The sequence below is a fragment of the Thiosulfatimonas sediminis genome, assembly GCF_011398355.1.
GTDB lineage: Bacteria > Pseudomonadota > Gammaproteobacteria > Thiomicrospirales > Thiomicrospiraceae > Thiomicrorhabdus > Thiomicrorhabdus sediminis_A.
Map to the genome: position 1 here is coordinate 2,327,073 of NZ_AP021889.1, position 22,211 is coordinate 2,349,283.

At 45.8% G+C, this 22,211-nt stretch carries 23 protein-coding genes; 9 read left to right on the forward strand and 14 right to left on the reverse strand.

The genetic code is table 11. From position 1 onward, the window contains the following. Positions 1 to 295 precede the first annotated feature (295 nt). The 3 genes from HRR27_RS10895 to HRR27_RS10905 are packed head-to-tail and all read left to right on the forward strand — an operon-like array spanning position 296 to position 3,166. Positions 296 to 517 carry a FeoA family protein gene (locus HRR27_RS10895; RefSeq protein ID WP_173273747.1) on the forward strand — a complete coding sequence of 74 codons (222 nt, stop codon included), beginning with the start codon at positions 296 to 298 and terminating at the stop codon, positions 515 to 517. Beyond that, entirely contained in the window at positions 514 to 2,877 is a 2,364-nt protein-coding gene (gene feoB, locus HRR27_RS10900) for a Fe(2+) transporter permease subunit FeoB (RefSeq protein WP_173273749.1), read from the forward strand. The genes HRR27_RS10895 and feoB overlap by 4 nt, the downstream gene beginning before the upstream one ends. Further along, positions 2,858 to 3,166: a FeoC-like transcriptional regulator gene (locus tag HRR27_RS10905; RefSeq protein ID WP_173273751.1), complete on the forward strand. Its 309-nt coding sequence runs from the start codon at positions 2,858 to 2,860 to the stop codon at positions 3,164 to 3,166. Before feoB ends, HRR27_RS10905 begins: the two co-directional genes overlap by 20 nt. On the opposite strand, the gene HRR27_RS10910 is transcribed toward HRR27_RS10905, so the two are convergent. Genes HRR27_RS10910 through HRR27_RS10920 form a run of 3 tightly spaced genes read right to left on the reverse strand, consistent with a single transcriptional unit; the run spans position 3,147 to position 5,261 of the window. Next, positions 3,147 to 4,094 (reverse strand): PilZ domain-containing protein, encoded by a 948-nt coding sequence (locus tag HRR27_RS10910; protein WP_173273753.1) that lies wholly within the window; start codon positions 4,092 to 4,094, stop codon positions 3,147 to 3,149. The two genes, HRR27_RS10905 and HRR27_RS10910, sit on opposite strands and share 20 nt — an antisense overlap. Before the next feature lie 10 nt (positions 4,095 to 4,104). Beyond that, positions 4,105 to 4,605 (reverse strand): hypothetical protein, encoded by a 501-nt coding sequence (locus HRR27_RS10915; RefSeq protein ID WP_173273755.1) that lies wholly within the window; start codon positions 4,603 to 4,605, stop codon positions 4,105 to 4,107. Then, positions 4,602 to 5,261, reverse strand: coding sequence for an alpha/beta hydrolase (locus tag HRR27_RS10920; protein WP_243830829.1), 660 nt, complete (start codon positions 5,259 to 5,261; stop codon positions 4,602 to 4,604). The genes HRR27_RS10915 and HRR27_RS10920 overlap by 4 nt, the downstream gene beginning before the upstream one ends. 138 nt (positions 5,262 to 5,399) lie before the next feature. Here HRR27_RS10920 and HRR27_RS10925 point away from each other — a divergent pair, with 138 nt between their 5' ends. Next, a complete protein-coding gene (locus HRR27_RS10925) occupies positions 5,400 to 5,585 on the forward strand; it encodes a lipoprotein (protein WP_173273757.1) in 186 nt (61 codons plus the stop codon). 16 nt (positions 5,586 to 5,601) lie between these two features. Then, positions 5,602 to 6,852, forward strand: a complete 1,251-nt coding sequence (gene lysA, locus HRR27_RS10930; protein ID WP_173273759.1) for a diaminopimelate decarboxylase — start codon at positions 5,602 to 5,604, stop codon at positions 6,850 to 6,852. A gap of 69 nt (positions 6,853 to 6,921) precedes the next feature. Here lysA and HRR27_RS10935 read toward each other — a convergent pair whose 3' ends face one another. The 4 genes from HRR27_RS10935 to HRR27_RS10950 form a co-directional block, all read right to left on the reverse strand. Then, on the reverse strand, positions 6,922 to 8,115 hold the full coding sequence (locus HRR27_RS10935) for a hypothetical protein (RefSeq protein ID WP_243830830.1): 1,194 nt from the start codon (positions 8,113 to 8,115) through the stop codon (positions 6,922 to 6,924). A 6-nt stretch (positions 8,116 to 8,121) separates the two neighbouring features. After that, on the reverse strand, positions 8,122 to 9,312 hold the full coding sequence (locus HRR27_RS10940; RefSeq protein WP_173273762.1) for a class I SAM-dependent rRNA methyltransferase: 1,191 nt from the start codon (positions 9,310 to 9,312) through the stop codon (positions 8,122 to 8,124). An 85-nt stretch (positions 9,313 to 9,397) separates the two neighbouring features. After that, entirely contained in the window at positions 9,398 to 9,787 is a 390-nt protein-coding gene (gene gcvH, locus HRR27_RS10945; protein ID WP_173273764.1) for a glycine cleavage system protein GcvH, read from the reverse strand. A 152-nt stretch (positions 9,788 to 9,939) separates the two neighbouring features. Further along, positions 9,940 to 11,469, reverse strand: a complete 1,530-nt coding sequence (locus tag HRR27_RS10950) for a PhnD/SsuA/transferrin family substrate-binding protein (RefSeq protein WP_173273766.1) — start codon at positions 11,467 to 11,469, stop codon at positions 9,940 to 9,942. A gap of 299 nt (positions 11,470 to 11,768) precedes the next feature. Here HRR27_RS10950 and HRR27_RS10955 point away from each other — a divergent pair, with 299 nt between their 5' ends. Further along, entirely contained in the window at positions 11,769 to 12,209 is a 441-nt protein-coding gene (locus HRR27_RS10955; RefSeq protein ID WP_173273768.1) for a PAS domain-containing protein, read from the forward strand. Positions 12,210 to 12,242: 33 nt separating this feature from the next. On the opposite strand, the gene HRR27_RS10960 is transcribed toward HRR27_RS10955, so the two are convergent. Genes HRR27_RS10960 through HRR27_RS10990 form a run of 7 tightly spaced genes read right to left on the reverse strand, consistent with a single transcriptional unit; the run spans position 12,243 to position 19,236 of the window. Beyond that, the gene (locus HRR27_RS10960; RefSeq protein WP_243830831.1) at positions 12,243 to 13,118 is read right to left on the reverse strand and encodes a MerR family transcriptional regulator; all 876 of its coding nucleotides are present in this window, start codon (positions 13,116 to 13,118) and stop codon (positions 12,243 to 12,245) included. 57 nt (positions 13,119 to 13,175) lie between these two features. After that, on the reverse strand, positions 13,176 to 14,624 hold the full coding sequence (locus HRR27_RS10965) for a cryptochrome/photolyase family protein (RefSeq protein WP_173273770.1): 1,449 nt from the start codon (positions 14,622 to 14,624) through the stop codon (positions 13,176 to 13,178). A 45-nt stretch (positions 14,625 to 14,669) separates the two neighbouring features. After that, positions 14,670 to 15,233, reverse strand: coding sequence for a chalcone isomerase family protein (locus HRR27_RS10970; protein WP_173273772.1), 564 nt, complete (start codon positions 15,231 to 15,233; stop codon positions 14,670 to 14,672). A gap of 26 nt (positions 15,234 to 15,259) precedes the next feature. Further along, positions 15,260 to 15,823 carry a DUF3833 domain-containing protein gene (locus HRR27_RS10975; RefSeq protein WP_173273773.1) on the reverse strand — a complete coding sequence of 188 codons (564 nt, stop codon included), beginning with the start codon at positions 15,821 to 15,823 and terminating at the stop codon, positions 15,260 to 15,262. 10 nt (positions 15,824 to 15,833) lie between these two features. Further along, on the reverse strand, positions 15,834 to 17,063 hold the full coding sequence (locus tag HRR27_RS10980; protein WP_173273775.1) for an SAM-dependent methyltransferase: 1,230 nt from the start codon (positions 17,061 to 17,063) through the stop codon (positions 15,834 to 15,836). Then, positions 17,057 to 17,950 carry a DUF1365 domain-containing protein gene (locus HRR27_RS10985; RefSeq protein ID WP_243830832.1) on the reverse strand — a complete coding sequence of 298 codons (894 nt, stop codon included), beginning with the start codon at positions 17,948 to 17,950 and terminating at the stop codon, positions 17,057 to 17,059. The genes HRR27_RS10980 and HRR27_RS10985 overlap by 7 nt, the downstream gene beginning before the upstream one ends. Next, entirely contained in the window at positions 17,896 to 19,236 is a 1,341-nt protein-coding gene (locus HRR27_RS10990) for an NAD(P)/FAD-dependent oxidoreductase (RefSeq protein ID WP_173273777.1), read from the reverse strand. Before HRR27_RS10990 ends, HRR27_RS10985 begins: the two co-directional genes overlap by 55 nt. Positions 19,237 to 19,588: 352 nt before the next feature. Between HRR27_RS10990 and HRR27_RS10995 the strand changes: the two genes are divergently transcribed. Genes HRR27_RS10995 through HRR27_RS11005 form a run of 3 tightly spaced genes read left to right on the forward strand, consistent with a single transcriptional unit; the run spans position 19,589 to position 22,208 of the window. Beyond that, entirely contained in the window at positions 19,589 to 20,368 is a 780-nt protein-coding gene (locus HRR27_RS10995) for an SDR family NAD(P)-dependent oxidoreductase (protein ID WP_173273779.1), read from the forward strand. A gap of 11 nt (positions 20,369 to 20,379) precedes the next feature. Further along, on the forward strand, positions 20,380 to 20,874 hold the full coding sequence (locus tag HRR27_RS11000) for a nuclear transport factor 2 family protein (protein WP_173273781.1): 495 nt from the start codon (positions 20,380 to 20,382) through the stop codon (positions 20,872 to 20,874). A 5-nt stretch (positions 20,875 to 20,879) separates the two neighbouring features. Further along, complete coding sequence (locus HRR27_RS11005; RefSeq protein ID WP_173273783.1) at positions 20,880 to 22,208, forward strand: MFS transporter; 1,329 nt, start codon at positions 20,880 to 20,882, stop codon at positions 22,206 to 22,208. The last annotated feature ends 3 nt before the right edge of the window (positions 22,209 to 22,211 follow it).

The window sequence follows — 22,211 nt, forward strand, 5'->3', positions numbered from 1 at the left end:
TTGTGATATTTCACCACCCCACCGAGGAAGCATAAAACAAGTCCCTATTTAGACTTGTTTTATGTCTCTCTAATGTTTCGTGCCCATGAAGCTCACTCATAAACCCTGACTAATATAAGCAATAAATAATTTCTGTGCGTCATAGCCATTGCCGCGTTTGACTCAAATAATGATTTTGTTAAGATACGCTAATAATAATTATTATCATTTAATTTCAGTTTTTGGTTTAGCTTATTTAATCGCGAACAAATCGCCGACAGCAAGCCAAACTGCCTTAACATTAGAGAAACCAATTATGCGGTTAGCGCAGTGCCAAAATGGGCAAATAGCCCAAATCACTCATCTTGATGGCGACGTGAATATGAAGATGCGCCTTGTCAATTTAGGATTTCACACCAACAGTGTGGTCGAACTCATTATGAGCCGTGGAAACAACTTAGTCGTTACCGTAGATGGCAGCCGCTTTGCTCTGGATAAAGACATCGCCGAACTGATTAGCGTGGAACGTCTTGCATGACTGTAGTAGCCCGTAACCCGCGTGACAAAAGCACCCACGCCTTGCAACACAATACACAAATTGCTTTGCTTGGTAGCCCTAACTGCGGCAAAACCACCTTATTCAACCGCTTAACCGGCGCACAACAAACCACCGGCAACTGGCCAGGAGTAACTGTCGAACAGAAATCCGGCTATTTCAAACTCAATAAACAGAACTATCATCTTATTGATTTGCCGGGGGTATACAGCCTTGAACTCTCCGAGCAGTGCGGTTTAGATGAGAAAGTGGCCTGTAACTTTTTGCAGTGTCAACCAGCGGATTTAATCATTAACGTGGTTGACGCCACAAGCTTAGAGCGCCAACTGTTTCTCACCGCACAACTGTTGCATATGGGCTTACCGGTCGTGGTTGTACTCAATCGTATGGATCTGCTGAAAGAACGCAATTTACACATCGATGTCGACAAACTAGCGGAACAATTACACTGCCCAGTGATTCCGGTTTCCGCCTATCACAATAAAGGCATTGAACAACTCAAACAGCAACTACCACAACTGCTTAACCATAAAGTAGATCTGCATTTCGACTTACCAGAAGCCTTACATAATGCCGTCCACGCGGTACGCGATTTGCAAAAAGAGCACGCCCAGCCGGTACGCGAATCCTGCTGGAAAACGCTACAACTATTAATTCACCCTCACACAGCCGAACTGGGATTACAAAGTTTCTGTACCGCCGAAAAACAGCGCCTAGAAGAACATTATCAGGAAGACCTCGCGCTCATCGCCGCCGATTTATATTTCCAGTTTGCGCATGATGCGGCGCACGCCAGCCAAATACACACAGACCAATTCACCCGTAATACCACGGATGCGATTGATAAATGGGCATTGCATCCGCTCTGGGGACTGCCTATCTTTTTTGGCGTAATGTATCTGCTGTTTGCTTTGTCGATTGCGGTGGGCAATGTTTTTATCGACTTCTTCGACTTAGGTGCGCAAGCGCTATTTGTGGATGGTAGCGCCCAACTCATGCACAACATCGGCTTACCAGAGTGGCTCATTATTTTGCTCGCCAACGGCATTGGAGGGGGTATTCAAGTCGTCGCCACCTTTATTCCGGTTATCGGCGCACTGTATTTATTACTTTCCATACTGGAAGACACCGGCTACATGCAGCGCGCGGCCTTAATCATGGACAGCTTTATGCGCCGACTGGGTTTATCCGGTCAAGCATTTGTGCCCTTAGTCATCGGTTTTGGCTGCAATATTCCAGCCGTGATGGCCAGCCGTACGCTACCGGCGCAGCAAGATCGGATTAAAACCGTGATGATGACGCCATTTATGAGCTGTAGCGCACGTCTCACCGTCTATGTGATGTTTGCCACCGCTTTCTTTGAAGACAATGCGGCGCTGCTGGTATTTTCGCTCTATTTTATCGGCATACTGGCCGCGATTCTTACCGCTTGGGTTCTCAAAAAAACACTGATCGGCGGCGAAGCTCCCCCTTTGCTGATGGAGCTGCCGATTTATCACAAACCAACCGTTTTGAATGTCCTACTCAACACACGAAACCGCTTAAAAAGCTTTATTTTCGATGCCGGTAAAGTGATTGTTATCGTGGTACTGATTCTCAATATCCTCAACAGTTTAGGCACCAACGGCAGTTTTGGACATGAAAATCAAGAAACCTCTGTGTTAAGTAGCATCGCCAAGTCCGCAACTCCAATTGTCGCCCCGCTTGGAATTTCCGAAGAAAACTGGCCGGCAACAGTCGGTCTGTTTACCGGCCTTTTAGCCAAAGAAGTGGTGGTCGGCTCTTTGGACGCGCTCTATCAACAGCAAAATGTCGATTTATCCGCAAACGCGGACTTCGCCTTAGGCAGTGCTTTACTGCAAGCTTGGAACACCGTACCAGATAATTTGGGAGGGATTTTTAGCGATATTTCCGACCCACTCGGTCTGCAATCGATTGAATCGATTTCTGACAAACAAGCGATTGCAGCCGAACAAGGCTTTAGCCTATCCACGCTGGATAAAATGGTCAGTGCTTTTGATGGCGCTATCGGCGCTTATGCCTATCTGCTGTTAGTGCTACTGTATTTTCCATGTGTTGCAACCTTTGGCGCGATTAAACAAGAGCTCGGCTGGCGCTGGGCAATCACCAGTGGCGCATGGAGCCTGTTTCTCGGCTATGCAGTGGCCGTCAGTTTCTACCAACTGGCCACTTTTCAGCAACATCCGGCAAGCTCAGCCGCTTGGCTAGCAACGTTTGCCAGCTTGTTTACGATGCTCTGGTTTAGCTTAAAATATTTAGGAAATAAATATCGCGAGAAGCGCGTCATGAAAGGAGTCAAACGTGATTCTTTTAGAACTTAAACGCTATATTCGCCAGCGCGAAAGGGTCAGTTTGCAGGACATTTGCCGCCGTTTTGATTTAAGCACGGATGCCGCCGAAGGGCTATTAGCGCCCTTAATTCAGCAAGGACATATTCAAATACTGCAGAATTTTTCCGCCACAAGCTGTCACAGTGGCGGTTGCGGAGCGGCTTGCCAAGGTCAGCAAGGCTATTATCAATGGTTAGAACACAAAATCAGACCCTTAAGCGTGCCAATACAGGTGCAACGGTTTGATAAAACGGCCTTGCTTAAAATGCCCAAACCGTAACCGCAGGCACTTTTTCTAGCGCTTGACGTACTTCTTCATGCTGTAAAAAAGCTTGAATTTGTTGTTGTGCACTACCGGACGGCATCTGAAACTCAATCGCCGTGCGGTATAAGGTTGTGTGTGTTTCAACTGCTTGTCGGCTGTTTTCTTGGCGTGAATAGAGGACTTTACCGCGAGTCAACACAATCTCGTTCAGTTCCATAAAAACATCCACCGTTTCAAGTACTGAAAACTTTTCTGCACTTAAAAAAGCAACTCCGCCGGCACTCAGATTAATCTCCATCTTAGGCCAACCTTGTGCCGAAGAAATCGGCGCATAAGCCTGCTTTAAGAAATTGTACAACTGGTTAAGAAGATTGTATTTTCGGCAAAGTTTATCCAACATTACTGCCGCCGGAACCTCACGCAGCACTAAGGATTCCAAATTTTTCACATACAGTAAACTATCAAACGGTTTTTTTATCGGTTGCGAAAAAACAAATAACCGATCGTCTAAAACGTGCTCGATCGCCCCCTTTAAGGACTTCAGCGCGCTGTCGATTTCGCCATAAATACCGGCCACCAATAAACTTGTCGGGGATTCCTTCTTAACCTCCGGTGACTTGTGCTTCAAATCATCACGACTGCGAAATTTAAATTCCGGATGCTGTGCTGGGTTACGCTGCTCTAAAAGCTCGTTCAATAGCCAGTCAAAGTAGTTCAGTCGCTGATTGATGCTAAAAAACAGCAGATACACTTTCGACCCCCGATTTGACATATCCTCTAAAAGCTGACCAATCATCGAATCCAACGAACGTACCTGTTGTTGAAGCTGCACACGCTGCGGGCTTTTTAGCACCTGTTCAGTCAGTTTGAGCTCCGTACCTTGGCGCTGTAAGTAGACTTTGAGCATGACATCAAAACGAAAAAAACGGCGCGAATTAGCCATACAACCCTTCCTATCTCGGTTTTTGCCACTGCGGTTGAACGTTCAAACCGCCGACAAATTCATAAGCTTGCGCAAAACCGCGCACATACACCGCTTTTTGTACCTGCAATTCAAACAGCACAAAATCCGGCAAGGTTTGCAAAGTAGCAATAATGTCGCCAAAACGTCTCTCAAAGCGACTCATCCAAGCGATAAATTCTGCACTATCGCGCGAAACCTCACGCGGCAGCAGCACTAAACTCAAACGCTCACGCGCAAAAATTTGGGTGCAGTCTTGCTCATCCTGCAACAATAAACCGCCCATCGGGGTCGCCGTTTTACACGCCTCATGTAAATTCTGCGTATGTGCCGCTAACGCACTGACAAACACGGCCAATCGACCCGCTTCGTCATACACAAAAGGCGCGTGGCTGCTAAGTAAAACACCCTCTTGATTTTGCGTACTCAGCACAATACCACGCCGCCCTTGCCAAAATTGCTGGCACTGCGCAAACGCATCTTCTTGGTTCATGTGCGCGCCTGCAACCATTCGCCAATTTGCACCAACTCCTCTGCACAAACTTGGTGCTGCATATCAAAGCTGTGCCACTCTACTTGATAGCCCCCTTTTTGAATGGCATCGCGAGAAGCCTCTGCAATGTGGATTGGCACCACAGGGTCCTGCTCACCATGCAACATTAAAATCGGCATATCACGATGCAAATAAAACTGCTCCGCCATCGGACAATACGTGGATAACGCAATAACGCCACCTAAACTATATTGTCCGCTCAGCGCTGCATTCAGCGCCACCAAGCCGCCTTGAGAAAAGCCCGCCAAATAAATATTAGACGCGGTAATGCCCTCTTTAATTTGGTTTTCGATTAATTCAAACACCCGATAACAGCTAACTCGAACCCCAGCAGCATCAACATCCTCCAACAGATTCTCGCTGCGGATGTCATACCAGGAATGCATTTGCATTCCACCGTTAATGGTCACCGGACTAATCGGCGCATGTGGGAAAATAAACCGAATACCATGCTGTTCCGGTAAACTCAAATGTGGCACAATTTCTTCAAAATCATGCCCATCTGCGCCCAAACCGTGGAGCCAAATAACCACTTTTTGCGCTTTTCCAGGCGCTTCTATCAGTACCGGTTTCTCTTGCTTAAGCGTTGAAAACACCACGAATCCTCACTCTTTTTTCATCTGACATCACTTTACCAATTTCACCGAATATTACCAAGGTATCTCTGTTGATTCGCTTGCGCTCTGGTAAAATAAGCGCAATTTTTTTTATGAATCCTTTTCTTAGGCGGCACTATGCGCAACGCAACAAACAAATGCTCAAAAGCAATCGGTTATGTTCTTAGCGGCCTATTGCTCAGCACACTGTTAAGCGGCTGCGGCAAAAAAAGTGATTTGACCTTGCCGGATAAACAGCCAACACTGGCTGGCTTTGCCGATCAGCACAACAACCAGCGCCCCGTAACACTAGACAATTTTTAGGACTGCAATCAAGTTTATGAATCCATTTAGCTACCAAAACGGCACCTTAATGGCCGAAGCCGTTGACCTCCAACACTTAGCCAAAACTTACGGAACCCCACTGTATGTGTATTCGCGTGCCGCGCTAGAAGAACGCTGGCAAGCATTCGATCAAGCCTTTGGCGCGCAACCACATCTGGTTTGTTATGCGGTAAAAACCAACTCGAACATTGCGGTACTCAATGTATTAGCAAAAATTGGCGCTGGTTTTGACATCGTTTCACAAGGCGAGTTGGAACGCGTATTACGTGCTGGTGGCGATCCAAAAAAAGTGGTCTTTTCCGGTGTTGCCAAACAACCTGCAGAAATAAAACGCGCGCTGGAAGTGGGGATTCGCTGTTTTAATATTGAATCGCACGCCGAACTGGAGCGTATTCAAGAAGTCGCGCAACAGTTAAATAAAATCGCGCCGATTTCGATTCGCGTCAATCCGGATGTGGATGCCAAAACCCATCCTTATATTTCAACGGGCTTAAAAGACAACAAATTCGGCGTGGATATCAATACCGCACCAGAACTCTATCAGCTCGCCGCGCAACACTCGCATATTCAACCGATCGGTATCGACTGTCACATTGGCTCGCAACTCACCGAAATCAAACCGTTTGTCGATGCATTAGAGCGTGTCTTAGCGCTTAAAGCTCAGCTCACCCAACAAGGCATAGAACTCCACCACTTAGATTTAGGTGGCGGCTTAGGGATTCAATACACCGATGAAACCCCTCCCGCAATCAATGAATATATTGCCGCACTTCTGGCGAAATTAAACGATACGCAGATCGAAGTCATTATTGAACCTGGACGTGCAATTGCCGGTAATGCCGGAGTGCTATTAACCCAAGTTGAGTTTTTAAAACCCACTGCACATAAAAATTTTGCGATTATTGATGCGGCGATGAACGACCTAATCCGTCCGGCACTGTATCAATCGTTTATGGACATCATCGCCGTCACACCGCGCACCGATGGCAGCGATGCACAATGGGATTTAGTTGGCCCTGTGTGCGAAACGGGCGATTTCCTCGGCAAGGGACGCAATCTGAACCTAAAAGCCGGTGACCTCTTGGCTGTGAAGTCGGCAGGCGCATACGGTTTTACAATGGCTTCCAACTACAACACCCGCCCACGTGCCGCCGAAATCATGGTCGATGGCGCCGAAGCACACCTTATTCGCCGCCGCGAAACCTATGACGATCTCATCGGTTTAGAAAGCGTTATCACCGAATAAAACCACCGATATTGCAAAAAAGCCCGAATAAACTTCGGGCTTTTTTGCTTTTAAGGATTGCGATGCGTGTCATTCAGCCTTCGATGTTTGCAACAGCCAGAGATGCAAATCACTCAGCTGCTTAGCCTGTGCAAGTTGATTTTCTTTGCCGCGAATTTTCAACACCTGTGGCGTTGCATCATCTGCGGCTTGCGGTAGTGCGACTAAAGCGCTCCACACTTGCTTTTCGCCATGCTCGTCGATTTCTTGCCATGCCACAATGCGCTGCTCTGGAGTTAAGGTTGCCGCAATCAAATGCCACGGATGCTGCACTGCCAAACTCAATTGTTGCCTCTGAGCGTCATTCTCCAGAGGCGTGGCAACCGAGTGAAGAAAGTCTACGTTGAGCGTCAAATCGATTGGCAAACTGCTCTGCAAAGCTTGCTGATAAATCGCATCGACTTCTGAAAGATAGCGGCACTGTGCAACCTGCGCAATCCATCCACTATGGGTTAAGAGCTCACTTAACTGCAACACATCGGCTAACAGTGCAATCATCGATTGACACTGCATCGGCCGACAAGGCAATTGCGCCAAAGATTGGTGCAAACGACTGCCAATCAACTCCGGAAAACCAGCCGCCAACGACAATGCCATAGAATTAATCCGAGGTAAAGCTTGGAGTCCATCAAGGCGTTTCGGGTCAAGAATACAGACCTCAATCTGCTCGGCAATCTGCTGATTGACAAAGCGTAACCGTAAATTACGCAATAATTTGACTGTTTCTGCTTTGCCAGGCCAGCCCAATTGGCCAACTAATTCTTGGCGTTTTCCGCTAAGCAGTGCAACAATCTCCGGTTCTTGCAAATCGCTGCTAACCAAACGCCAAGCGAGCATGGGAGAATGGTCAAGCAGCTCAAAGATTTGAGGGTATTTAGCGCAATAATGAAGCAGTTTAAGTTGCTGCTGTGGAAATAATTTGCACGAATCTTGCACCCATTGCGGAATCTGTTTTAACCACGCTTGCAACGCCGGAACCTTGGGCCAATCAAAGGGCTTGAGAAAACTGGGATAATCGCCAATCATCTCGGCATCCAGCATCATCTTGTCCCAACTTGGCAGGGCAAAAACCCCCAACGATGGAATGATCTGCCGCGCATCAACAATCAACAGTTGATCATACTCTTCCCAAAAACAGTGCTTGGCTAAATGCCGTTGTCGTAAATCCAGCGGCGAATGCTGCGAGAACTGCACCAACGGTTGGTTTAAATTAAGCGCGGTCAATGCGGATTACCAGCTTGGACCCACTTTAAAAAACAGCGTTTTAATGTATTCACTTTCTGGAATCGCCGGATGCACCGGATGATCCGGCGCTTGATGCCCTTGATCAAATAGTTGCACTTGGCGATCGATATGGCGTCCAGCGGATTGCACCGCCTGCAATAGTTGATCGCGCGTTAAATGATGCGAACAAGAAGCGGAAACCAAAACCCCGTCTTTTGCCAAAACGCGCATCGCCAACTGGTTAATTCGTTTATAGGCTTCAAAGCCCTGCTTGAAATCTTTTTTACGTTTAATAAATGCTGGCGGATCAACAATGACCACATCAAACTTCTGTTCTTCGGTTTTTAGGGCGTTCAACACATCAAACGCATTCCCCTGAATAGTAACCACCTTATCTTGCACACCGTTAAGTTGCGCATTTTTATCCACGCCATCCAACGCAAGTTCAGAAGCATCGACACACGTCACCTCTGCCGCACCAGCGGTTGCACAAGCCAAGCCCCAACCACCTAAATAACTAAAAACATCCAGCACGCGCTTGCCCTTACTCAACGATTGCAAACGGGCACGCGATTGGCGATGATCATAAAACCATCCGGTTTTCTGGCCGGCTTCAACCGGTATCGCAAATTGCGTAGCATTCTCTTCGATAATCAGTTCTTCGGGCAGTTCGCCAAGCACTTCTTCATACAGCGGTAGACCTTCGAGTTCTCGCGCTGCCAGATTATTTTTTAAAACAATCGCCTGAGGATGGTAAAGGTTTTCCAAGACTTGCAGAATATCGGCTTTAATTACCTCCATACCCGCAGTCGAAATCTGTACCGAAAACACATCGCCAAAACGGTCGATTACTAGGCCTGGCAAGCCATCCGCTTCAGCAAAAAGCAGCCGATAATATGGCTTATCAAAACTTAACTCACGCAAGGCTTGTGCTTCTTGAATGCGTTTTTTCAAAAACTTTAAATTCAACTCCAACTTGGCCGAACGACTTAATAATCGCGCGCAAATTAAAGTGTTAGGATTGACATAACCCATGCCTAAGGGCTTGCCGTTATCGGCTTCGATAATGACTTGTTGACCGGGCTGAAAATCTTTCAGCGGCGTGGCATTGATATCCACCTCATTACTAAACACCCAAAGGTGCCCTTGCTTGATGCGACGATCTTCATTTTTTTTCAGGCGTAACGTGGCTAGCATTTTCTTCTCTTTTCCGTGCGGCAAAAAACAAAAAGAAGAGACAGTCACCTATCTCTTCTTCAGTTGCGTTCAAAATGTGCAAAAACTATTCTGCGTCGATTTGCGCTTGATAATCTTCGTCACTCATCAGACTGTCTAATTCCGACAGATCGTGCGGCTGAATCTTAAATAACCAACCCGCATCATAAGGTTCTTCGTTAATCAACTCCGGCTCATCTTCCAGCGCTTCATTATAAGCGACGATTTCACCACTGATCGGTGCAAAAATATCCGAAGCGGATTTAACGGATTCGACCGACATAGCCTCTTCGCCTTGACTAATATCCGTACCCAACTCCGGTGGCGTAATGCTCATCAGTTCGCCCAAAGCTTCTTGCGCAAAATCCGTGATACCCACGACCGCAAGACCATCTTCATCAATAAATACCCATTCATGGGTTTCGGCATATTTTAAGTGATTCGGTAACACACTCATCGTTTAAGCTTCCTAAGTTTTTGGCAAATCATAACATCAAATTTCCGCGCTGTTGAGATTTTGCCGTGCAAATATATTACCGCAATCAAGTGCTCCAAATAAAAACAGCATCCGCGGTTTTATTCAGGTTAATTAGACAATCAATCGTGCGCTCAAGACAGCGCTTCAAGACGCATGATTAACCACCATTCAACGGCATGGCAAACCGGCAAAATGGACATTCTAAAAGTACGCGATTCACCACTGGCAGTAATTAACTCGAACGGTTGCTCTTGAATACCTAACGGATTATTTTCGGACACTTCCAGTGAAGCAACCAACGAATGAATTAGATTGCGGTCATGTGAATTAGCAAATAATTGATAGACATTGCATTCGGTTAACTCATTTTGGGCATATCCTAAATAATCAACAATTGTATGATTATTAAACAATACCCGTCCCGAGATCGAAAAAACGAGAATACCTTGGTGAAAGCTGTCATGCACTATCGACCAACGCTCCGCTTCGAGCGCCGCCTGTTTAAGTTGTAACTGTAACTCAGCAATTTTTTGCTGTTGCTCCTGCTGAAGAGGCAAGAGTTGCTGACTTTTGTGCCGATTACGCGATGTTTTGCGGCCCAATAATCCAGACATCAAGACTAATCCCAAAAGCAATACCCCTAAAAAGTATCCCCATTCACGATATTGCGCTAACCATGCGTGAAAGTCCAATTGCGGCGGTTGCTGGTAAGGCTCTAAACGAAAATCTTGCAGCAGTTGATGAACCGCCAAATAATTTTGCGGCACAGTCCATGAATAGCGCTCAACAGCCCCCATGTGCATTACCGGCGACTGCCAATTAAATAACTGCTGCATCACCTGCGTCGCTTCAGAGTAGCTAATATGCGCTAAAGAAGCCAACGGCCATTCGGGAAATAATTCGGTGCTGAGTTTAAGCGGAAACAGAGGCGTTTGAGGAGGACGAAACACCTCAAGCTGCTCGCTCTTATCTGCCCATTCCAAAACCCCCGTGCGAACAAAGCCCACTTTTTTATCTCCGGAAATGACCGCATCAACCACATACTGATGATTATGGTAAAAAGCCACTCGGTTTTCATTAATTGGAATATTAAGCTGTTTGGCTAACATTTGCTTCTGCAACAAATACCCCCCTAAGGAGTAGTTATCCACCGCTGCAATCTGCTCTTGGTGCAGACTTAACACCGTTTTAACATCAACGCCTTTGGCACTCACAATAACGCCGCCAAACTGTTCGATTTGCTGGCCTTTTATCTCGCGGGTAAGCGTGCCTATTCGAAAAACCTGATACTTTTTCTCCAGCGCAACGTAGAGTGCCGGATTAGCAATTAAGTAATCAATCTTACGCTGTGCGACAGCACTTTCAAATTCGGAAAATGCGAGTGGCTGTAAGCGAAAATGCCAGAGTTCCAATCGAGCATTCAAATAGTCAAGCATCGGCGTCCACTGTTCAATGGTCTTCTTGGTACCATTCAGTGCTAAGACCCCCAAAACACGCTCTTGCGGTAGCGGCTTAGCGATAACAGAAGACGAGGTATCGGCGACGACAAAATTCGGCAACATAACTAAAACAGCAATGATGCCAAGCGCAAGATACCCTAACCAAAATCGACACGCTTTGAGCAGATTCAATACTGTAGAAAAGAACATAAATGGTTTCATGAAAATCTCACCTATCGCTCGGCGTGTTAAGCCGCTATAAAAATTTGCACGCTATTTAAGAAGACACAGAATAGCTCAAATCATAGACTATTCATCTTAACACAACTGTTTTCATCCATTTTTTAGCAACCGCATAGAATTGAAAACGCTTTTGGAAATACCCAAACAACATTGATTTATCACAACAAAAAATCACCTAAAACTTATTAACTTCGTCAACCGAAGAATTACCGATTAAATGGTTGCCCGTACCTATCGGCTTGGCTAAAATGTGGGCAAAATAATAGATGGTGAACTAAATGAAAGACCCGAAACTTCGCAACGCGCTGCTTCTCCAACTGGTTGAACAAGCTCAAGACGGGATTGTTGTCGCCGAAAAAGAAGGTGAAGATACCATTTTAATTTACGTCAACCCCGCCTTCGAACGCTTAACGGGATACAGTGCCGAGGAGATTCTTTACCAGGACTGCCGCTTTTTGCAAGGAGAAGAGACCGGACAAGATGCCATCCGTGAAGTTCGCCACGCGATTAATGAAAATCAACCCGTACGTACTATTTTAAAAAACTACCGTAAAGACGGCAGTATTTTTTGGAATGAGCTAAGCGTTACGCCATTTTTTGATGAACATGACCAGATTACCTATTACATAGGCATCCAAAAAGACGTAACCGAACAAGTGGAACTGCGCAAGGCATTAGCGGCTGCGCAACAGCGCATTGCCGAATTGGAAGAAGCCTAATCACTTCTGAAATGCGCCCTAACTGAGCGCGTTTTACCAACTGTATTTACTGGCAAACAACTCACTAAAACGCAGCTGCTCAACCTGCACCGCCGCTTGCAACTCAATCGAACTGGGTTGCATCAACAAAACTAAACAATCTAAAGCCGGATAAATTGGCGTGCCGTAATCTGCAAACTCTTGCAAAGAACTTTGCGCCAAGAAGACCGCACCCACACAATCCAACGCTTTTAGCTGCTTCATTTCCGGCAAAGACTCTGTTGCGGCGACCATCAGCGGCTGCATACCGTGTTGTAGAATCCATAATCCAGCAAGAGCCTTAGCGACTGGCGAGCGTAAAACACGGCTTTCAACCACTAAAATAGTTTTGTTACGGCGGTTACTTATCAGACGTTTTTGGGCAAAACGCAAACGTGAATACAGTCTCGGTAGCAGTGCAGACTGCCACAACACATTCTGTTCCGCGGGTTTTTGGAGTAAATCAAAACGCGCCAACAGATGCAATACACTGGTCTCATCCACTTCGATAAACAGGTTATCCAAAGCCTCTTGCAGACTGCCCATATGGAGTTTTTGTAAAGCCAATTTTAAACGACTTTCCAGCTCTTCAAATTCAGCGATTTGAGTAAGATGCTCACTTTCTGCCCGCTGATCCAGCACCGACTTGACTTGACTAATCGGCACGCCTTGTTGACTCAGTTCAACTGCGCATTTAATCGCCTGCACGTGTTCATCCGTGTATAAACGATGACCGCTGTCGGTGCGCACTGGCTCAATCAAACCGTAACGACGCTCCCAGGCGCGCAGAGTAATCGCGTTGACACCGGTCAGGCGTGATACTTCGCGAATAGGGTATAAAGCTTGATTAGCATTCATAGCAAGGGATTCAATCAATGATAAGTTGTGCATATCTTAGACAAAAACTGTTACAGGCGCAATCTACAGCGCATTGATAAGATGAAATCCTCATACCTGTTTCAGGTGTTCAACACGCTGAAGATGTTGACTACGGCTCTCACTTAAATCCACCACTGGCAGTGGATAATCCCGACCTAACTCAATGCCTTTCATTCGACATTCTGCTTGATGCAGCCAAGGGGCGTGAATCGCTTTTTTGGAAAGCGCTTTAATTTCTGGAACCCACTGACGAATATAATCCCCTTCCGCATCAAAACGCTCGCTCTGACGCAATGGATTAAAGAGGCGATAATAAGGCGCGGCATCGACACCGCAGCCAGCAACCCACTGCCAGCCCATGGTATTATTGGCCGGATCGGCATCCACTAAGGTATCCGCAAACCACTGTAAACCATGCAACCAGCTCTGGTTTAAATCCTTAGTCAACAAAGACGCCACCACCATCCGCACTCGGTTGTGCATATACCCTGTTTCCCACAGCTGGCGCATACCGGCATCAATAATCGGAATCCCAGTTTGTCCTTGCTGCCAAGCACGGATAAATTCGGCATCGCTCTGCCAAGGCATAGCATTAAATTTCTCCTGAAACGGTGTTTTTTCGGTATACGGAAAAAACCACATTAACAGACGGGCAAATTCACGCCACAATAATTGGCGAACCCACGGCTGATAGTTGAGCGCGGGCTCACTTTCGCTACGCGCTAAAAGTTCAAAATAGATTGCTCGACTGGAAATTTGTCCAAAATGCAGATACGGCGATAACACGCTAGTCGCTTCGATCGCTGGAAAATCACGATCTTCGGTATAATCTTGTAGATTATGGCGGATAAAGAAGTCCAACTTCTCCCAAGCACCCTGTTCACTGACCGTCCAATATTTAAGAATTTTCTGCGCCCAAGACTGCGCTTGCAACTGCAATAAATCTTCCGGAATCTTATCCAAACCCTGCGCACGCAGTTGCGGCCAAGCTAATTTTTGCCAGTCATCAGGTTGATGGGTAACGGTCTCATTAAAGGGTTCTAAAAGGGCTAACTTGCTTAGCGCCGCTTTATAGAAAGGCGTAAAAACCACATAAGGATTTTTCTGCTGGTTAAGCACCACGCCTGGATCAAACCAAAATTCCGAAAAGAACGGCTGTAAGGCAATCTTCTGTGCCTGACAAATATTCAGCGCCTGATTTTGCAGGCTGGCGAAAGGTTCGCCCACTTGAAAACTGTAAAACACTTGTTGTGCTTGTACCTGCTGTAAAGCGTCAGCAAAGCAAGTGGCAAAATCACCACTGAAAATTAACAAGTCGGCTTTTTTAGAACGCATTTGGTTTTTCAAGGACTGTAATGCCTGTGCCAACCAGATGCTATTCGCATCACCAATGCTGTGCTTTGGGTCGTGAAAATACACCAATGCAACACGTTCAGAATGCGCGATTGCTTTTTCTAAAGCGGGAAAATGGCTTAATCGCAGTTCGCGCTGCAGCCAAACTAAAGTGGTCTTGGCCATAAATTTTCTCTTATTATTTTTTATATAGTAGGGCGAAAAATGAATTTATAGCGGTTCTAACAGCGTCTCTTTAACGGTTTCGGATAGCGGTTCTTTGCCGAGCCAAATGCCAAAGTAGAGCGCTTTAAAGCCGGGGGTTTTGTCCTGATAAACCGGAACATCATTCAAACTCAAAACCACGCCTTGTTGTGCGGAGTAGCTCAACTGATAACAATCGTCAGGCTTCACATCTCGATAGGCTTGGTGTAAACCGTTTACCGCGCTTTGCAAAGACGGCGTTAATTTAGCTGGCAAGGCTTTTGAAGCTGCTTCAACAAATTCATCTTTGGTAATTTTGTGCAGATAACATAATTTTAATTTGAGCGGTGTACTGTCATCCAAAATACTCTGCGCTTTGCTGGTTTGCGGCGCATAGAGCGCGGCTTTGTAGACGTCAATAAACAACCATGTCGCAGTGGCTTGCGAGCGCAGCGGTAAAGCCGCTAAAACGGATTCATCCAACGTAATCCCTGTCACAGATGGACTCGGCTGCGCCCAACTAGGTTGAATCAACGCAGCCATTAACCCCATAACCGCATAAAAACGGGACATTTTAGACGTTAAAAACATTGTTTTCTCCTGAGCAGACAACCGCATTACAGTGGTTTTTTATGAAAAAACAGAGTCACTTCACCGACCTGAAAACCAAACTTACTGACGACAGCACGATTGAACATAGTCTGCTCGGTTTGCAACCACATCCAATCATTAAAGTTGACGGCAATTGTGCCATCCTTGTAAGGCAAATCCAGCACGTAACGCCACTGCAAGGCATTGCCGGCACTTCGACCTTGTGCTTCCCCAATCACATCATCAGCACGCCCGCGATAATCGCCGTTACCTAAATCAGTAATTCGCCACACACGACGCTGCTTTTCGCCATCGTCATACAGAAAATGTTCATCTAAAACCAGCTCTTTACCCTCAATGGTGCCAAGCATCTGCACAGTAAAACGGCGCAACACCTTACCGCTGCGGTCCTGAAACTGCCCTTGTGCATAAGTGGTTCCGGCAAAATAGTCAAAAATATCCAACTTTGGCGTCTGCCCGCTGTACTCATCAATTTGCACACTACTGCAACCACTTAACACGGCAAAAGCCGAAAAAACCACCGCCAACACTGGGAGTTTCGTTAAACGACGTATTGTTTGACACCACATCTTGCCAGTCCTATTTATGCACTAAAGTGAGTTGGTTAACCGAAATATGCCCACTCTCAAAACCGACCGTACAGTAATCTAAGTAGTAGTTCCAAATACGTTGGAAAGCACGATCATAACCCATCTGTTTTAGCTGTTCGCTGTGCTGGTTAAAACTCTGTTTCCATAATTGGCAAGTGGTTCCATAGTCTTGGCCAAAATCCAAACAATTTTCTACTTTAAAGCCGTACTCATCCGCCAACTGGTGCAACTGCTGAACACTCGGCAGCAATCCGCCTGGGAAAATATACGCTTGAATAAAATCGACGCTAGACTGATAAGAGTCGGCCTTATCATCCGCAATGGTAATAATCTGCAACACCGCTTTACCTGTCTGTTTTAGCGTTTTCTGCAACGTCTCAAAATAACTTTGCCAATATTCTTTACCGACTGCCTCAAACATTTCGATCGAGACGACATGATCATACTGCTGCGCTTCTAGGCGGTAATCCTGTAAGGCAATTTCATAACGCGCTGCATCAAACGAGGCCAAACGCTGCAATGCATACTCTCGCTGTTCAGCGGACAATGTCAGACCTTTAATCTGCGTGCCATTTTCCAAGGCCGCTTGCATAAAACCACCCCATCCACAGCCAATTTCTAACAGACTTTCACCGCCCTCAAGCTGCAGCTCGTCCAAGATACGCTGATTCTTTCGAGCTTGTGCCTCTTGCAAAGAGAGCGCTTGGCCTTCGTAAAGAGCGCTGGAATAAGTCATACTCGGGTCAAGCCACAAACGATAAAAGTCATTACCCAAGTCATAATGGTAAGAGATATTCTGCTTCGAGTTTTGTAATGAATTATGACGTTTACGATGTTGCCAAAGTTGCACTAAATTACCGATGCGGTTTGCTAAAAGCCCATCCAAACAGTCTTGATTGAGGTGCGCCAATTTCAATAAATGATACAGCGACGTCGTCTCTACCGCGCTCTCGTAATACGCCTGCACAAAACCTAACTCGCCTTGTGTTTTCAATAACCAATAAGCTCTAAAAGGTTGTTTAATAATTAACTCCGCGTGCGGTCCGGCCTCTGTTCCTTCAAAACGGTGGCTACGCTCACCAAACGTCAAGGTTAAACTTCCACAGCGTAGTTGGTCAAAAGGCAGTTTAAGTAAAGCGTAATGCACCCAAGACGGGGCAATCATTTTTTCAAGTAATACACTTACGAGCGATTTACTGGTCGTTGAATTTCTTAACATAGCCGCATCTCCGTATGAGAGTAATTAGTATTTTTTAAGGCCTTTGGCGTGGTACGAAATTTCCCACCTTTTAGCCAGATTTTAAGCGCCCACCAATGAATCATAGTGAGGACTTTTAAACTATTAAACGGCATTGCCAATGCCGCTTTAAACAGATTTTTGCGCGTCAAAGCAACAGCTTTAGCCGCCTGGGTTGCCACCAACATTTTCTTGCCTTGTTGATGCTGATAAATGCCCAACTGAAACTGCTCGCTGGGCGCTTGTAAACGAAATTGATACACGCAATCCATGTCGATAAAAGGCGAAACATGAAATACCTTATCGGCCTGTGCTTGCAATTTTTTGCACCCGTCTAGCGCACTTAAAGCACCATCTTTGTTGGTTAGCACATAATGATGCCACTGACCAAAGGTATTGCTGACTTCACCGATGACCGCAATCAGCTTCTGCTCGGCGTTATAGGCATACCACATTGCCAGCGGATTAAAAACAATCCCCATAAAACGAGGGGAGCAGACCAACTCGATACGTGCCGGCCTTTGCTCAACACCGTATTCACGCAATAACCCTTCTAACCATGGACGCCAAGGTTTGCCGTCACGTGCGCCAAAATCTTTAAAATAAACGCTATACAGATTGAAGCGATTCAATGAAAAATAACCTAAAGCCCCTTGTTCGATTTCTTGCTCAATCGTATCAACATTAATCCGCAGACTCATCACCCGGTAATTAAAACGATATTGCACTGGAAAAAACCGCTGGTGCATCACCGTTCCCAAATAAATTGCCGAAGGCTTTGCGTCATTCAAATCGTTCATCTGCTCGTCCACTTTTACGCCGTAACCGCTTGCGCATCCGCTGCGTCCCACGGTAGAGGTTGTTGCCATAAGCGTGCGATATTAACACCACTGCGCAAACCATCTTCATGGAAGCCGTAGCCAGTATAAGCGCCCGCAAACCAACAATTATGCTGACCTTGCAATTGCTGCAAAGTCACTTGGGCGTCCATTGCTGCCTGATCAAAAACAGGATGTTGATAAACAATACGCTCATAAGTTTTGTCTTCCGCAGGCGCTTGCAACGGATTAAGGGTAACCAGGATCGGCGTTTCCAAATCAAAGTTTTGCAATAAGTTCATCCAATACGTCACCGCCACATTATTTTCTTCGCTGCTGGTATCACGCAGATAGTTCCAACTGGCCCAAGCTAGCTTGCGTTGCGGCATCAACAATTCGTCACGATGCAAATAAGCGATGTTCTGTTGATATTTAAAATGACGCATACATTCAAAGGTAGTGCGTAATGAATCATCTAACATTTGCCAAGTTTGATCGCCGTGCGAAGCAAAAATCACGTGGTCATAAAGAGCCTCGCCCTGAGCGCTCTTAACCAATAAACCCTCAGCAGTTTTAGTCACACTGGTGACTGGGCTATTTAACTGAATCTGAAAGTCTGCTTCGGCCAAAATCGCATCAATATACTTTTGCGAACCGCCGGTAACCGTTTCCCATTGCGGACGGTCTTCAATATTCAATAAGCCATGATTTTCAAAAAAGCGCAGAAAACTCATTGCTGGGAAGGCCATCATCGTTTTGACTGGACAAGACCAAATGGCTGCCGCCATCGGCAATAAATAGTGACTACGCATACGCTCGCTAAAACGATGCGTTTCTAAGTATTCGCCTAAACTTAACGTGGTCGGCTGCGCCGCATTCAAATCTTTTTTGGCCTGTTTATTGAAACGCAAAATTTCGCCAATCATCTTCCAGTGCGCCATTGACAGCAAATTGCGGCGTTGCGCAAACAGGGTATTCAGGTTATTACCGGAATACTCCACTTTACCGCCGTCAATAGATGCCGAAAAACTCATTTCGGTATCTTCGGTAACAATATTCAAATGCTTAAACATTGCCGTCAAATGCGGATAATTTGGCGTATTAAAAACAATAAAACCGGTATCGACCGCTTGCTGACGACCTTCCACTTGAACTGTTTTGGTATTCGTATGGCCGCCTAACTTAGTGTCTTTCTCATACAAAGTGACTTGATGCGATTGGCTTAAGAACCAAGCACTGCTCAAACCGCTGATGCCACTGCCGATAACCGCAATTTTTTGTGGCGATTGATTAGCACTTTTAACGTTTATGCTCGTTGACGATTGATTTTGCGACATTACTCTTCCAGTTCAATTGTTTTATTGTATAAGCTTTTTTATAATTTATACAAAACCTTTACACAATTTCAAATTTATTGTACAAATAAGGCTAAATTTTTTTTGGGCTCCGCAAAATAATTCTGCGAACTCCTGAATTTAAAAAAGGCTGAGCCACTTTTTTGCAGCCATCAATATCGCAAAAAGCAAACCGCTCAGCCAAATGAGTAACAATCAGCCAATTCAAGTCAGAGTTGCCCTACCGATAAACTTGGATCAACCTTAATGATTGACTCGTTTTTATTTACGCAAGAGCATCCAATATGGATGCAAAATCGTAAAAAAGTTATTCCTAGCTACTTTGGAGAGTGCAATGCAACCAACGTCCACAACGTCTCAACGCATCTGGTTATTGGGGGCTTCACAGGGAATAGGCTTGGCATTAACTCAACGCCTATTGCAACATGGGTATCGAGTTATCGCTTCTGCACGCAATGCAACCAAGAATGCCGATCTATTAAGCTTGCAGCAGCGCTATCCACAACAACTCATACAACTCGATTGCGATATTCAGGACGCGGATTTAACCTCGGCTTGTCAACAAGCTTGGCACGCTTTTGAGGGGCTGGATATCTGGTTTTACAATGTCGGCGCTTATCAGCCAATGCGCAGCGATGCCTGGGATTTGGCAACCTTTAATCTAATGTTACAAAGTAATTATTTAGGGGCGGTGAAAGCGATGATTCCTTTGCAACAACTGCAACAGCAACAGCAACACCAAAACCCAATGCGCTGGCTGTGGAACATCAGTCTTTCAGCCGATTTTGGTCTGCCGTATGGCGGCGGCTACTCCGCGCCTAAAGCAGCCTTGCTGAATTTAGCCGAATCTTTACAACCTGAATTGGCTCAACAGCAAATTTCTTTGCAGGTGATTAATCACGGCTTTGTTAAAACCCGCCTGACTGCCAAAAACGACTTTGCCATGCCCGGCTTAATGAGCCCCGAGCAGGCCGCTGATAAAATCTTTGCTTTCTTACAAAAACCAGCAAAACGCTTTGAATTACGCTTTCCGTTTGGATTAAGTTTGCTTCTGGCATCACTCAAACGCCTACCGAAAGGCTGGAGCCAAGCTATCACCAAAAAGATGCTTTAAGGACAACTCGCATGACGAAAACTTTTATACCAAACGCGGAACACTCAACCGAAATCGTCGCAGCCTATGCCAAAGCATTCGGGCAATTAACGCAGGCCTCCATCTATAGCGAACTGGCACCACTTTTGGCAGAAGACATCTATTTTGAAGACCCATTCAATCAACTTCACGGCAAAACGCGAACCTTACAATTATTCGCACATATGTTCGCCACCGTGCAACAACCCAAATTCATCGTCAGCGACTGCGCACTTGGCAATCCCTCTATGCATACGGCCTACCTTTATTGGCAATTTCATTTTGTCTACAAAGGTCAATCGCAACAGTTTGATGGTATGAGCAAAATATTAATCAACCAGAACGGCTTGATTTATTCACACATTGACTACTGGAATCCGGCTAAAAATCTCTATTCAAAAATTCCAGTCCTAGGCTGGATTTTAAGCAAAATCAATCGTAAATTGGCGTTACCAGACAACTGGCAGGCCTCTAAAAATACGGACTAAACGCCATGCCAACACCCCATAACATCCCCCCACTCAGCCTGTCTCTACAGCATCGCAATGCGCTGCATTACGGAATGCTCGGCTTTCCCCTCGCTTTGCTTGGCATTCCACTCTACCTTTATTTGCCCAACTACTATCACCAAAGCTTTTCGATGAGCCTTGCCTTAATCGGCAGCGCCTTACTGGCCGCACGTTTGTTTGATGTCTTAACCGATCCTTTTATCGGCTGGCTAAGCGACCGCTTAAAACTGCATCCATCGCGATTTTTGCAGCGACAATGGCAAATCATTTTAGGTATTGTGTTTTTATCAGGCGGCACTTATCAGCTATTTTTTCCAAGCAACAACCCTGGCTGGGGCTACTTATTTATCTGGAGTTTTATTACCTATTTAGGCTGGACCTTGACTCAAGTCCCGCATCAAGCGATGAACGCGGAAATCTCCAGCGAAAGTTTGCAAAAAACACGACTGGCCAGCTATCGCGAAGCCTTTGCCATTCTTGGGGTGATGGTGGTCATCATTTTACCGGCACTACTGGGGCTGGATGCCAACAGCGAGATGTTCTATCAACTGGTATTTTTGCTTTTGTTGGTTTCGGCAATAATTGGCGCACTTAGCCTCTTTTTTCTGCGCCAAGACCGCGTTATAGAACAATTAGAAGAAGAGTCACATTCGGTAAAAGCCCCCAGCCTGCTGTATGTCCTTAGCAAGCTGTGGCGTGAACACCGCCTAGTCTTTTCGATTATGCCAAGCTACTTCACCAATAATTTAGCGAATGCCATTCCGGCGACGCTGTTTATGATTTTTGTCAGTGACTACCTCGAATTGAGCGAATACACTGGCCTATTTTTATTGACCTATTTCATAGCCGGAATCGTTGCGCTACCGGTCTGGTTCAAGCTGGCGCAATTTTTCAATAAATACGAAATCTGGCAAGCGTCGATGTTGCTTGCCAGCTTAAGCTTTATTGGCGTCTTTACCTTACAAGCCGGTGACTGGCTTGGCTTTTTGTTTATCTGTATCTTGACCGGACTGAGCTTGGGCATCGACATCGCGATGCCAACCTCGATTCAAGCAGACCTAACGCAAGATGTCTTGTCCGAAAAATTACCGACCAGCGGCCTTCTTTTTGGTATTTGGGGAATGCTCACTAAGCTATCACTGGCGTTGGCGATCGGGATCAGCTTTCCACTATTGGATTGGGCGCAAAACAATCATTTTATCCCACAAGTAATTTTGTTATTGTTGTATGCCGCTGTACCGATTCTATTAAAAATCGGGGCTTGGTGGTTACTGGTCAACCTCTCTGATCAGTCTCGTTATAAGGAAGAATAAAAA

What these genes read in the sequence shown, in the direction of transcription:
- HRR27_RS10995 (WP_173273779.1), top strand. Translation starts at nt 19,589, where the DNA reads ATGCAACCAACGTCCACAACGTCTCAACGCATCTGGTTATTGGGGGCT.
- HRR27_RS10925 (WP_173273757.1), top strand. Translation starts at nt 5,400, where the DNA reads ATGCGCAACGCAACAAACAAATGCTCAAAAGCAATCGGTTATGTTCTT.
- HRR27_RS10910 (WP_173273753.1), bottom strand. Translation starts at nt 4,094, where the DNA reads ATGGCTAATTCGCGCCGTTTTTTTCGTTTTGATGTCATGCTCAAAGTC.
- lysA (WP_173273759.1), top strand. Translation starts at nt 5,602, where the DNA reads ATGAATCCATTTAGCTACCAAAACGGCACCTTAATGGCCGAAGCCGTT.
- HRR27_RS11000 (WP_173273781.1), top strand. Translation starts at nt 20,380, where the DNA reads ATGACGAAAACTTTTATACCAAACGCGGAACACTCAACCGAAATCGTC.
- HRR27_RS10895 (WP_173273747.1), top strand. Translation starts at nt 296, where the DNA reads ATGCGGTTAGCGCAGTGCCAAAATGGGCAAATAGCCCAAATCACTCAT.
- HRR27_RS10980 (WP_173273775.1), bottom strand. Translation starts at nt 17,063, where the DNA reads ATGTTAAGAAATTCAACGACCAGTAAATCGCTCGTAAGTGTATTACTT.
- HRR27_RS10960 (WP_243830831.1), bottom strand. Translation starts at nt 13,118, where the DNA reads ATGCACAACTTATCATTGATTGAATCCCTTGCTATGAATGCTAATCAA.
- HRR27_RS10970 (WP_173273772.1), bottom strand. Translation starts at nt 15,233, where the DNA reads ATGTTTTTAACGTCTAAAATGTCCCGTTTTTATGCGGTTATGGGGTTA.
- HRR27_RS10955 (WP_173273768.1), top strand. Translation starts at nt 11,769, where the DNA reads ATGAAAGACCCGAAACTTCGCAACGCGCTGCTTCTCCAACTGGTTGAA.
- HRR27_RS10940 (WP_173273762.1), bottom strand. Translation starts at nt 9,312, where the DNA reads ATGCTAGCCACGTTACGCCTGAAAAAAAATGAAGATCGTCGCATCAAG.
- HRR27_RS10985 (WP_243830832.1), bottom strand. Translation starts at nt 17,950, where the DNA reads ATGGCAACAACCTCTACCGTGGGACGCAGCGGATGCGCAAGCGGTTAC.
- HRR27_RS10975 (WP_173273773.1), bottom strand. Translation starts at nt 15,823, where the DNA reads ATGTGGTGTCAAACAATACGTCGTTTAACGAAACTCCCAGTGTTGGCG.
- gcvH (WP_173273764.1), bottom strand. Translation starts at nt 9,787, where the DNA reads ATGAGTGTGTTACCGAATCACTTAAAATATGCCGAAACCCATGAATGG.
- HRR27_RS11005 (WP_173273783.1), top strand. Translation starts at nt 20,880, where the DNA reads ATGCCAACACCCCATAACATCCCCCCACTCAGCCTGTCTCTACAGCAT.
- HRR27_RS10965 (WP_173273770.1), bottom strand. Translation starts at nt 14,624, where the DNA reads ATGGCCAAGACCACTTTAGTTTGGCTGCAGCGCGAACTGCGATTAAGC.
- HRR27_RS10950 (WP_173273766.1), bottom strand. Translation starts at nt 11,469, where the DNA reads ATGAAACCATTTATGTTCTTTTCTACAGTATTGAATCTGCTCAAAGCG.
- HRR27_RS10990 (WP_173273777.1), bottom strand. Translation starts at nt 19,236, where the DNA reads ATGTCGCAAAATCAATCGTCAACGAGCATAAACGTTAAAAGTGCTAAT.
- HRR27_RS10915 (WP_173273755.1), bottom strand. Translation starts at nt 4,605, where the DNA reads ATGAACCAAGAAGATGCGTTTGCGCAGTGCCAGCAATTTTGGCAAGGG.
- feoB (WP_173273749.1), top strand. Translation starts at nt 514, where the DNA reads ATGACTGTAGTAGCCCGTAACCCGCGTGACAAAAGCACCCACGCCTTG.